At 62.0% G+C, this 11,203-nt stretch carries 11 protein-coding genes; 8 read left to right on the plus strand and 3 right to left on the minus strand.

Features of this window, described 5'->3' with window-relative positions; translation table 11 throughout:
• Positions 1 to 195 precede the first annotated feature (195 nt).
• From hemA to QZZ60_RS07640, 3 genes are all read right to left on the minus strand, one after another.
• Complete coding sequence (hemA, locus tag QZZ60_RS07630; RefSeq protein WP_295640095.1) at positions 196 to 1,470, minus strand: glutamyl-tRNA reductase; 1,275 nt, start codon at positions 1,468 to 1,470, stop codon at positions 196 to 198.
• 61 nt (positions 1,471 to 1,531) lie between these two features.
• On the minus strand, positions 1,532 to 2,344 hold the full coding sequence (locus QZZ60_RS07635; RefSeq protein WP_295640098.1) for an inner membrane protein YpjD: 813 nt from the start codon (positions 2,342 to 2,344) through the stop codon (positions 1,532 to 1,534).
• Positions 2,331 to 3,080, minus strand: coding sequence for an NAD(P)-dependent oxidoreductase (locus tag QZZ60_RS07640; protein ID WP_295640101.1), 750 nt, complete (start codon positions 3,078 to 3,080; stop codon positions 2,331 to 2,333). The genes QZZ60_RS07635 and QZZ60_RS07640 overlap by 14 nt, the downstream gene beginning before the upstream one ends.
• 176 nt (positions 3,081 to 3,256) lie before the next feature.
• Here QZZ60_RS07640 and rpmE point away from each other — a divergent pair, with 176 nt between their 5' ends.
• The 8 genes from rpmE (at position 3,257) to QZZ60_RS07680 (ending at position 11,104) form a co-directional block, all read left to right on the plus strand.
• The gene (gene rpmE / locus QZZ60_RS07645; RefSeq protein WP_077073051.1) at positions 3,257 to 3,466 is read left to right on the plus strand and encodes a 50S ribosomal protein L31; all 210 of its coding nucleotides are present in this window, start codon (positions 3,257 to 3,259) and stop codon (positions 3,464 to 3,466) included.
• Positions 3,467 to 3,802: 336 nt separating this feature from the next.
• Positions 3,803 to 4,813, plus strand: a complete 1,011-nt coding sequence (locus QZZ60_RS07650; protein WP_295640105.1) for a DUF1385 domain-containing protein — start codon at positions 3,803 to 3,805, stop codon at positions 4,811 to 4,813.
• A gap of 2 nt (positions 4,814 to 4,815) precedes the next feature.
• On the plus strand, positions 4,816 to 5,895 hold the full coding sequence (gene prfA / locus QZZ60_RS07655) for a peptide chain release factor 1 (protein ID WP_295640108.1): 1,080 nt from the start codon (positions 4,816 to 4,818) through the stop codon (positions 5,893 to 5,895).
• A 4-nt stretch (positions 5,896 to 5,899) separates the two neighbouring features.
• Complete coding sequence (clpS, locus tag QZZ60_RS07660) at positions 5,900 to 6,220, plus strand: ATP-dependent Clp protease adapter ClpS (protein ID WP_295640111.1); 321 nt, start codon at positions 5,900 to 5,902, stop codon at positions 6,218 to 6,220.
• A gap of 296 nt (positions 6,221 to 6,516) precedes the next feature.
• A complete protein-coding gene (gene clpA / locus QZZ60_RS07665) occupies positions 6,517 to 8,784 on the plus strand; it encodes an ATP-dependent Clp protease ATP-binding subunit ClpA (RefSeq protein ID WP_295640114.1) in 2,268 nt (755 codons plus the stop codon).
• Positions 8,784 to 9,446 carry a leucyl/phenylalanyl-tRNA--protein transferase gene (gene aat, locus QZZ60_RS07670; protein WP_295640117.1) on the plus strand — a complete coding sequence of 221 codons (663 nt, stop codon included), beginning with the start codon at positions 8,784 to 8,786 and terminating at the stop codon, positions 9,444 to 9,446. Before clpA ends, aat begins: the two co-directional genes overlap by 1 nt.
• A gap of 116 nt (positions 9,447 to 9,562) precedes the next feature.
• Entirely contained in the window at positions 9,563 to 9,976 is a 414-nt protein-coding gene (locus QZZ60_RS07675) for an OsmC family protein (protein ID WP_295640120.1), read from the plus strand.
• Between the two features lie 231 nt (positions 9,977 to 10,207).
• Positions 10,208 to 11,104 carry a hypothetical protein gene (locus QZZ60_RS07680; protein WP_295640123.1) on the plus strand — a complete coding sequence of 299 codons (897 nt, stop codon included), beginning with the start codon at positions 10,208 to 10,210 and terminating at the stop codon, positions 11,102 to 11,104.
• The last annotated feature ends 99 nt before the right edge of the window (positions 11,105 to 11,203 follow it).

The following is an 11,203-nucleotide window of genomic DNA, read 5'->3' on the forward strand; positions in this document are numbered from 1 at the left end:
GGGGAAGGTCGCATGATGCGAAGGACGAACCCCGGACACCTGCGGGAAACTTCACCGCAGGAGGCGCGGGAAAAGGCGGATGCGGCGTGTCTTTACCCGGGAAGGAACCTTCAGAACAGAACAAAGCCCGACGGAAATGCGCCGGGCTTTGTCAGAAGCGAGGAGTAGGTCGAAGCCGCCGGACTCGGCGCAGGATCACTTGAGGTTGAAGACTCTCCGCACGGTGTCCACGGCCTGCATGGTGTATTCAGGATTGGCGGCTTCATGGAAGCGGTCCTTCATGAAGGATATGGGCTCATGATTGAAGCGGCGCACCAGGGAGTCGGCCATGATTTCGAGGGCCTCGCGCGTGGCGTCGTCCACGGGGCCGAGGCGGTGCAGGGTTTTGGCGAGCTCTTCTTCCATGATGCGCTGGCCGCGCTCCACGAGCGCCACGATGGTGGGCTGAAGGGTGAGGGAGTCTATCCACTGATGGAAGGCGGCTGTTTCCTCGTCCACGATGGCGCGGGCCCGCACGGCTTCCTTGCGGCGTTCGGCGATGTGTTCTTCCACCACTTCCTTGAGATCGTCGATGTCGTAGAGATAGATGTTGTCCAGCGTGTTGACCGAAGGCTCGATGTCCCGGGGCATGGCGATGTCTATGAGGAACATGGGGCGGTTCTTGCGCTTTTTGAGCACGTCGCGCATGTCGGAGGCGTGAATGATGGCGTCAGGCGCGCCGGTGGAGCTGATGACGATGTCGGTGTCGACCAGATGCGTGAAGAGCTGATCGAAGGGCACGGCCTCGCCGCCGAGCCTGCGGGCCAGTTCTTCGGCGTGGGCATAGGTGCGGTTGGCCACGCGGATGCGCTTCACTCCGGCCTGCCTGAGATGCATGGCCGCAAGTTCCGCCATTTCGCCCGCTCCTATGATGAGGGCGTTGTGACGGCTCATGTCGTCGAATATCTGCTTGGCAAGCTCCACGGCGGCATAGCTTATGGACACGGCGCTGGAGGCTACGCCCGTTTCCGAGCGCACTCTTTTCGCCACGGAAAAGGCCTTGTGCAGCAGACGGTTGATGATGGTTCCCGCGCAGTGGCTCTGCGTGGCCTTGCGGTAGGCGGCCTTGAGCTGACCGAGAATCTGCGGTTCGCCGAGCACCAGGGAATCGAGGCTCGAGGCCACGTTGAAAAGATGGCGTATGGCCTCGTCGTTCTTGTACTGATAGAGATAGGGTTCAAGCTCTTCCACGGTTCTGCCGCGGGCCCTGGCCCAGCATTCCAGCGCGCGTCGTCTGGGGGCGTCTCCCTCGCCGACCACAAGCACTTCCACGCGGTTGCAGGTGGAGAGAATGAGCGACTCGCTGATGCCGTCGGTGGTGGGAATGGCCCAGGTCTCGGGAGAGCAGAAGTTGGTGAGCGCGAACTTTTCGCGGATTTCCACCGCAGCGGTGCGGTGGTTGATGCCTATGAGGTGAATGGTGCTGTTCATGATGTTCCTGAAGGAAAAGAAGGTGTCGGCGCGTTCGTCTGTCGTGGAGGGGAACGCGCGGCTAGAAGCCGTGCTGGGTGGAAAGAACGGTGTTCACCACGAACATGGAGAACAGCGAGGCGGCAAAGATGACGAGAGCCAGAATGGCGGGCTTGCGTCCGCGCCAGCCGAGAGCCTGCCGCTGATGGAAGAGCAGGGCGTACACGGCCAGAATGAGCAGGGAGATCCACTCCTTGAAGTCGCCGCTCAGAAAGCTCCCCCAGCTGATGCGGGCCCAGAGAAAGCCGCACAGAATGCCGAGACTGTAGCAGGGAAAGCCGATGAGCGTGGCCATGGCGTTGACTCTGTCGAGGGCCCCGAGAGCGGGAAGATCCTTGCGGAAGCCTTCAAGCGGCGTCTTGTGCTTGATGGCGCTCTCCTGCCACAGGAAGAGCGCGCCCGCTCCGGCGGCCACGGCCATGACGCCGACGCCCGCGAAAATGGCGGCAAGGTGCAGGATGAACAGCGGACCGGCCAGAGGCAGGGAGCCCGGAGTGCCGGAAAAGCCGAGCGCGCAGGCGCCGAGGAAGAATCCCCAGGGAGCCACGAAATGCAGGGCTATGTCCATGTTCTGGCGGCGGGACACGAGAAGTCCGGCCAGCGCCAGGCACCATGAGAGAGGCAGAAGATAGAAGCCTCGGGACACGGCGCTGAAGGCACCGCCTGCGATGCTGATGACGAGCCACAGCGTGTGGAAGGCGAATCCGGCCGCGCACAGCAGGCAGGCCAGTTTTTTCACTCTGGCGGAACGCCCGAGCACGCCTGCCAGAGAGGCGACGGTGGCGAGCGCGTAGAGAGCGAGGCACAGATAGGAGGGAACTTCAGTCCAGGTCATGGATAATCTCCTCGGCGGAAAGGGAAGGATCTTGCGGAAGAACGGGAATGAGCAGCGCGGCAAGGGCATCCTTGTCCCTGCGGGCAAGGGCGTCCATGAGCTTGTCGCGCAAAGGACGCGCGCACAGGGCGCGGAATATGGCCGCGTCGGCGTCGCTGCCGAGACCGAGGGCCAGAAGGCGGGGCCGCAGAGCCTTGAGAAGCAGGGCAAGATCGGCATAGCCTTTCTGCAGCCATGTCTTCAGGTCTTCCTTCAGGGCTCTGGCCAGCGCAGGACTGCATCCTCCCGTGGAAAGCGCCAGCGTGATGGGACCGCTTTCCACATGGGCGGGCACAAGAAAGCTGCCGGCAGCGTCCTTTTCCAGCGGCCCGGCCACGTTGCAGAACACGCCGGAGGCGCGGCACAGCCTTGCCACGGCGGCGTTTGCCGCCGCGGACGGCGTGGCGGCAAACGCCAGCGCCACATTGTCCAGGTCTCCGGGGCAAAAGGTGCGCTTCTCGAGCGTGAGCGGCCTTGCGTCGAGTCCGGCCAGCGCCTTTTCGAGCGCCGCCTCGTCGGGATCCGGGTCCACGACGAGAAGGGACGCGGGACGGCACGACAGAAGATCGGCGATCTTGCGTCGCCCCACGGGACCGGCGCCCACCACAAGGCAGCGGACGTCGGCAAGGCTGAGAAAGAGAGGATAATAACGCATGGGCAAGGTATAGCCTTTACCGGGCGGCTCGTCCAGAGACATGACGACCTTTGCGGGGAAAGCATGGGGAAAACACTGGACGAACGATGAAAAAAGAAGTAGGGTTCTCCGACTTGAATCTTCAACGCTGCGGTAAATCGGGCGACTAGGCGACTGTCCGCCTACCAAGGTGGGTATGGGCGTACCCGTGGGTCCGCAAATCATCTGAGGAGTGTACCATGAAAGAAGGCATCCATCCCAAAGTTTACAAGGCCAAGCTTGTCTGCGCCTGCGGCAATGTAGTGGAAGTTCTCTCCACCAAGGGCGAAACCGTGCACGTGGAAATCTGCTCCGCCTGCCATCCTTTCTTCACCGGCAAGCAGCGCTTCGTCGATACCGCCGGCCGCATTGACCGCTTCCGCAAGAAGTACGCCAAATTCGCGAAGTAACGCTGGTTCCGGCGTCATGTCGAGCCGGGAACGAGCGGGACCTCCCCAGGCTTTCCTGGGGAGGTTTTTGAGTTTGGAGTTTTTGCGGGCCGCTTCCGCACGGAGAGCCGGCGGAGAAAGGACCGCGTTTTTGGGCGCATCATTCGCCGACGGCCTGTTCGGATGTCGTCTTTCGGCTCGGACGGGCACGGCAGGCGCGGAAACGGCTCAAAGGCCTGCTCCCCGCAGGGGGCCGGTGTGCGTCAGCTTCCGGGAAAGGAGCGTACGCCGCCTTGTCCGGCAAGGCGCAGGGAGCCGGGCGGAGCATCTTCCGGCTGGAAAATTTCAGGATATGGCATGAAAGCTGTTCGTTCTCTTCTGCGTTTCATGACGCTTGCCGCCGAAGGCTGCGCGCTGCCGCTCGTGGGCGGGCAGGCCGTCATGGAAGGGGTGCTCATGCGCAACGGCGCATCCTATGCGCTGGCCGTGCGTCGTCCTTCCGGTTCCATTTCCGTGGAAAGCCGTCTTTGGCGCACCATGGGCCCGCAGGGGATTCGTTCCGTGCGCTTTCTGCGCGGCTTCCCCATCCTGGTGGAAACGCTCTCCAACGGCGTGAGGGCGCTCAATCGCTCGGCCGACCTTTCCATGGGAGACGACGATTCCTCGCCCATGTCCCGCTGGCAGGTGGCTCTCACCCTGCTCATGGCGCTTGCCGCCGCGGTGGTTCTTTTCGTGGCCGCCCCGCATCTTCTGGCCCTCGGCATGGAGCAGCTCGGACTTTCCGGCGGCATGAAGGGGCTGTCCTTTCATCTGTGGGACGGACTGTTCAAGTTCGTCATGTTCATAGGCTACATCGCCGCCATTTCCTTCATGCCCGACATCCGCCGCGTGTTTCAGTATCACGGCGCGGAACACAAGACCATTCACGCCTTCGAGAAGGGCGGCATGGTCACCGTGGAAACGGCCCGCGCGTGCAGCCGTCTGCATCCGCGCTGCGGCACCACCTTTCTTCTTTTCGTGCTTTCCGTGGCCATCGTGCTTCATGCCGTTCTGGTCCCGCTGCTTCTCATGGTGTGGGATCCTTCCTCGGCCGTCGTGCGCCACGCGGGCATCGTATGTTTCAAGATACTGCTGATTGCGCCGGTCAGCGCGCTGGCCTACGAAATCATTCGCTATGCGGCCACGCTGAAAAAAGGCTTCCGGGGCGCCGTTCTGCGTGCTCCGGGGCTGCTTCTTCAGCTTCTTACCACCCGGGAGCCCGACGACGGGCAGCTTGAAGTCGCCGTCGCGGCGCTTCGCGCGGCGCTCGGTCCCGACAGTCCCTATGCCGGCCGCTTTGAATCCCCCGACCCTATCGTGATGGAGTGACTATGTTTGCTAAACTGGAAAGTCTGGAAAAACGCTACGAGGAGCTGGAACAGAACATGGCGGATCCCGCGGTTCTGTCCGACCCTGAACAGTACCGCAAGATCGCCAAGGCCCGCGCCGACGTGGAGCCCGTGGTGCTTGCCTACCGTGAATACCGCGATCTCCAGAAGCAGCTTGAGGAAAACAAGGAACTTTTGAGCGACGAGGATCACGACATCCGCGAAATGGCGCAGGAAGAGATTCGTCGCATCGAAAAGGAACTGCCCGAGCGCGAGCACAAGCTGCGCCTCATGCTGCTTCCGCCCGATCCTCTGGATGAGAAGAACACCGTGCTCGAAGTGCGCGCCGGTACCGGCGGCGAGGAAGCCGCGCTGTTTGCGGCCGATCTTTTCCACATGTATTGCCGCTATGCCGAACTTCAGCACTGGAAGGTGGAAATCATTTCCGAAATGCCCACGGACTCGGGCGGCTACAAGGAAGTCATCGCCCTTGTCTCCGGCAAGCGCGTCTACAGCCGCCTGCGCTATGAGTCCGGCACGCACCGCGTGCAGCGCGTGCCCGCCACGGAATCGCAGGGACGCATCCACACTTCCGCCGCCACTGTGGCAGTCATGCCCGAAGCCGAGGAAGTGGACGTGAACCTCCGTCCCGAAGATCTGCGCATCGACGTGTACCGTGCCTCCGGCGCGGGCGGCCAGCACGTCAACAAGACCGAGTCCGCCGTGCGCATCACGCACATTCCCACCGGCATCGTGGTCACCTGCGAGGACGAACGTTCCCAGCACAAGAACAAGGCCCGCGCCATGAAGGTGCTCGCCTCGCGCATTCTTCAGGCGGAGCAGGAGAAGCAGCACGCCTCGGAAGCCGCGGAACGCCGTTCACAGGTGGGTTCCGGCGACCGTTCCGAGCGCATACGTACCTACAATTTCCCGCAGGGCCGCGTGACCGACCATCGCATCAACCTTACCATGTATTCGCTCGACCGCTTCATGGAAGGGGAAATTGAGGACATGATCGAGGCGCTCGCCGCCCAGGCCCAGGCCGATGCCCTGAAAGCGGAAGTGGACGCCAAGGGAGAATAACGAAATGAGTCAGGATTACACCGAAGGCGCGGCCGGCACCGAGTCCGGCGTCACTCTGGAAGACGAGCTGAAGGAACCGGACATGTACCGTGTTCTTCTCCACAACGACGACTACACCACCATGGACTTCGTCGTGAAAATTCTGGAAGAGGTGTTCCACAAGACTCAGGAAGAGTCTGTGGCCATCATGATGTCCGTGCACCAGAAGGGCATGGGCGTGTGCGGGGTGTATCCGAAGGAAATAGCCGAATTCCGCGTGGCGCAGGTGGCTGGACGGGCCCAGCAGGCCGGGTTCCCGTTGCGCTGCACCATGGAAAAGGAATAGATGAGGCGGCGGTCGCGCATGGGCGCGGCCGCCGTTTCTGCATGACGGCCGGGCGTCCGCTGAATCGTCCGAATGGCGGGAGTCTTTCATCCCGCGTTCCAGAAGTCACGGCGGACGAGGAGACGTCGCAACGGCAGGAGCGCCGTTTTCCGTTCCTGCAAAGCGGCATCTCCGTCGTCTTCCGGTTTCTTCGACTTTCGCGCGGCGCACGGAAAAGTCATGCTTCAGCCGCTTGCAATCTCTGTTTCAGGCAGGTACAATCAAGGAATGTTTCCAGAAAAAAGAGGTATCCGCCGATGATGGCACGTTCTCTGATGCAGGCGCTGGCGCTCGCCGTCATGGAAATGCGTTCCCGCCGCCACGAATGTCTTACCGTGGAACATCTGCTGCTGGCCATGACCCGCGAGCAGCTCGGTCGTGTCATACTCAAGGGATGCGGTGCGGACATTCCCGCACTTCGTCATCAGCTTGAAGAATATCTTTCCCGATATCTGCCTGCCGTCGCTCCTGAACAACCCGCTCCCGAAAGCGAGGTGCTGCAGACCGAGTCGCTGGAGCGCGTGCTTGAGCGCGCCGTGTCCCATGTGCAGTCCTCCGGCCGCAGGGATACCGACGTGGGCGACGTTCTGGCCGCCATGTTCGAGGAGCCGGACTGCTGGGCCGCGTTCTATCTGCGCAAGCAGGGCATAGACCGACTGCGCGTTCTGGAATTCATTTCCCACGAGCTGCCCGAAATTTTGCGGCAGGCTTCGCAGCGCCGCAGTGCTCCGCCGGAGGAAAAGGAGGAGGCTCCCCAGGCTTCCGCGCTGGAACGCTACGCCGTGGATCTGGTGGAGAAGGCAAAGCAGGGCAGAATCGATCCTCTTGTGGGGCGCGAGAGCGAACTTGCCCGTCTCTTTGAAGTGCTTTCGAGACGGCGCAAGAACAATCCTCTGCTCGTGGGCGAGCCGGGCACCGGCAAGACGGCCATAGCCGAAGGGCTGGCCTACCGCATCGCGCAGGGCAACGTGCCCCGCGCCTTCCGTTCCATCGCCGTGTACGCGCTCGACCTCGGTTCCCTTCTGGCCGGCTCCAAGTATCGCGGCGATTTTGAGGCCCGCATCAAGGACGTGGTGAACGAGCTCAAGCAGAAGCCCGGTTCCATCCTCTTCATCGATGAAATTCACACCATCGTGGGGGCCGGCGCCACGAGCGGCGGCTCCATGGATGCCTCGAATCTGCTCAAGCCCGTGCTCGCCGCGGGAGAGCTTCGCTGCATAGGTTCCACCACCCACGAGGAATACCGCAATCATTTTGAAAAGGATCGCGCCCTGAGTCGACGCTTCCAGTGCATCGACGTGCGCGAGCCTTCGGAAGAGGACTGCCTTGCCATTCTGTGCGGTCTTCAGGAACGCTACGAGAAGTTTCACGGCGTGCGCTATTCCAAAGGTGCCGTACAGGCGGCCGTGGAATTGTCGGCCCGCCACATTCAGGACAGGCTTCTGCCCGACAAGGCCATCGACGTCATGGACGAGGCAGGCGCGGCCGCCAGTCTGAAGCCCGGATTCCGTCGTGGTTCCGTGGTGTCCGTGCAGGACATCGAACGCGTGGTGGCCCGCATGGCGGGCATTCCCGCCCGCAGCGTGAGCAGGGGCGAAAAGGAACGCCTGCACACGCTTGGCGATGATCTCAAGGCCCGGGTGTTCGGACAGGATCATGCCGTCGACGCCGTCGTGCGCGCCATACTGCGGTCCCGGGCGGGACTCAGCCGGGAAAACCGGCCCACGGCATCCTTCCTGTTCCACGGTCCCACGGGCGTGGGCAAGACGGAACTGGCCAAGACGCTGGCCGAGCTTCTGGACGTGGCCTTCGTGCGCTTCGACATGAGCGAGTACATGGAAAAGCACGCCGTGGCGCGACTCATCGGTTCTCCTCCGGGATACGTGGGCTTCGAGCAGGGCGGCCTGCTTACCGAGGCCATACGCCGGACGCCTCATGCCGTGCTGCTTCTGGACGAAGTGGAAAAGGCCCATCCCGATATTTACAACGTGCTTCTGCAGGTGATGGACTACGCCACGCTCACCGACAACACCGGACGCAAGGCGGACTTCCGCAACGTGGTGCTCATCATGACCACCAACGCCGGCGCACGGGAAATGGAGCAGGCACCTGTGGGCTTCTGCTCCACGAGCAGCGCCTCGGACCGCAGCGCCGGAGCGGTGGAGCAGACCTTCAGTCCGGAATTCCGCAACAGGCTCGACGCCATGATTCCCTTCAACAGCCTGAGTCGCGAGCTCATGGGGCGCATCGTGGACAAGACCATGGCGGCCCTCGAGCCGGGGCTCGCCGCAAGGCGCGTGTCGCTGACCCTGACCGATGCGGCGAGAAGCTGGCTGGCCCGGCACGGCTTTGATCCGCGCATGGGCGCAAGGCCTCTGCAGAGGGTGGTGCGCAACGAGGTGGAGGATCAGCTTGCCGAACTTCTGCTTTTCGGCAGTCTGGAGAAGGGCGGAAAGGTCGTCGTGGACGCCCTTTCTCCCGATGCCCCGCATCTGACGCTCTCGGCGAGCGGACAGAGAGCGTGATGACCGCCCCTCTTCCGTGGTTGCCCGAAGGAGGACCGCTGTGGTTTCCGCCGCTGTGGCAGGCCGCGGACGGCGGGCTGCTCATGGCGGGAGGGGATCTCTCGCCGGAAAGGCTGCTGTACGCCTACGCCCGTGGCATTTTTCCATGGTATGAGGAGGGTTCGCCCATACTCTGGTGGTCGCCGGATCCCCGCTGCGTGCTTTTTTTGGAAAAGCTTCATGTGGGAGGCAGCCTGCGGCGCGTGCTGAACGGCGGGCGTTTCGGCTTCAGTGTGGATGCGTGCTTCGGCACGGTCATCCGTGCCTGCGCTTCCGTCCCGAGAGAAGGGCAGGATGGCACATGGATAGTGCCGGACATGGTGGAGGCCTATGAAAGGCTGCATGAGCTCGGTCATGCCCATTCCGTGGAGGTGTGGCAGGACGGTGCGCTTGCTGGAGGTCTGTACGGCGTGCTCATAGGAAGGGCCTTCTTCGGAGAGTCCATGTTTCATCTTCAGCCGGACGCTTCCAAGGCGGCCGTGGTGCATCTTGTGTCGTGGCTGAAGGAGCAGGGGGTGGAAATGGTGGACTGTCAGCAGACGACGCCGCACATGCTCCGCCTCGGCGCCGAGGAAATTTCAAGAGCCGAATTCGCCGCCAGACTGCGCAGGCTGTGCGCGTGATGTGCGATGGGCACGTCGGTCTGCGTCCGGCCGGGCCGATGGCGGCAGATGACATTTCGGGCTGAGCCCGGGGACAACACAAAAAACGGCGGGCTTTCCTGCCAGGGAGCAAAGACATGAGCGACGTAGTGGAATTTGAGCATACTCCGGATGGATTCACCGTAAGAACCGGTCATCCTCTGCTTGGAGACATTCATGCGGACTACAACAGCGTGGGCCCGGATCAGCGACTCGGCACGGCGCGCGTCTTTCTGGTGAGCGCTGCGCTGGACTGCTTCTGCGGTTCGCTGAACGCCGCGCTTCTGGCCCGCGACGTGCGTTACCGCCGCATCGTCGGCACGGGACGCGCCGTCAAGGAGGAGCGTGAAGGACTTTCCTATGTGACCCGCGTGGACATCGACGTGCGCGTTGAGGTGGACGACAAGGACGTCGACACGCTGGAACACTGCCTGAAGATCGTGAAGAGCTGCATGATCACCCGTTCTCTCATGAACGGCGTGGAAGTGGGCATTCACGCTGAACGCGCCTGATGCGCAACGCCTGAACGCGTATCCCCGGAAAGCGGTCTTTCCGGGGATTTTTTTGTCTGAGAACGTGTGGCGCCATGCGGGAGCGGGCCTGAGAGTGCACGCGGCGACGCGGCGTCCCTTCTGTTTGCAGAGCTCGACATCCCATTGTCATGAAAGGAATATTGCTCTACTATGCGCCTGATCGGAACGTTCCATTTCGGAGCGTTCCCCCGATGACCCTGAGGAGGGTATATGAACAAGTGTTTCCTTTCTGCCGCTGCGGCCGCCATTCTGAGTTTCGGCATTGCCGGACAGGCGTTTGCCCTGCCGGAACCGGACATGTCCCCGAAGTACACCTATGAGCTGAAAGACGTGATGAAAGTCGACGGACGCCAGGGCGTCGCCTGCGACGGCAAGTACATCTACGTCAGCTGCAGCAAGGTGCTGTACAAGTACGACATGGACGGCAAGCTTGTGCTGAAGAACGACAAGCCCTTTGAAACCGGCTACACCAAGGCCGTCAACCACCTCGGCGACATCGACGTCTACAACGGTGAAATTTACTGCGGTGTGGAAAACTTCATGGACGGCGTGGGCAAGGACATTCAGGTCTCCGTGTACGACGCCAACACTCTGAAGTTCAAGCGCGCCTTCCCCTTCAACGAGGCCTCCGGTCAGCTGGAGACCTCCGGCATCACCGTCGATCCCGTGAAGGGCACGGTATGGATGTGCTCCTGGGTGGGTGAGGAATCCGGCCGCTATCTTTATGAATACGACCTTGACGGCAACTATCTGCGCAAGGTGCATCTGCAGCCCGTGCCGCAGTGGGTGCAGGGCGTGTTCTACTATGACGGATCCCTCTTCCTGACCGCCGACGACGGTACCGCCGACGACAACGAACCCGACCACCTCTATCGTGTGGACATTTCTTCTGCGAGCTATGCGCCCGTCATTCTGGAAAAGACCTTTACCGAGACCATAAAGCAGGGTGAGATCGAAGGCCTTTGCGTCGATCCGTCCACCGGCGACCTTCTGGTGCATCAGAATCGCGGTGCGCGCATCGTCCTTGGCATGACCAAGGGCATGTACCCCGGCTATAAGTCCGAAGTGCACGAAATTTATCGCTACAAGCTCACGCCCAACAAGTAGACCCTTCGCAAGGCGCGTGCCCCTGCTGCTTCGGCAGCGGGGGCTTTTTTTAAGACTGAAAACTCCCCGCTATGCGGGGAGTTCCAAAAAGGCGAAGCC

Source organism: uncultured Mailhella sp. (assembly GCF_905187505.1).
Lineage (GTDB): Bacteria > Desulfobacterota > Desulfovibrionia > Desulfovibrionales > Desulfovibrionaceae > Mailhella.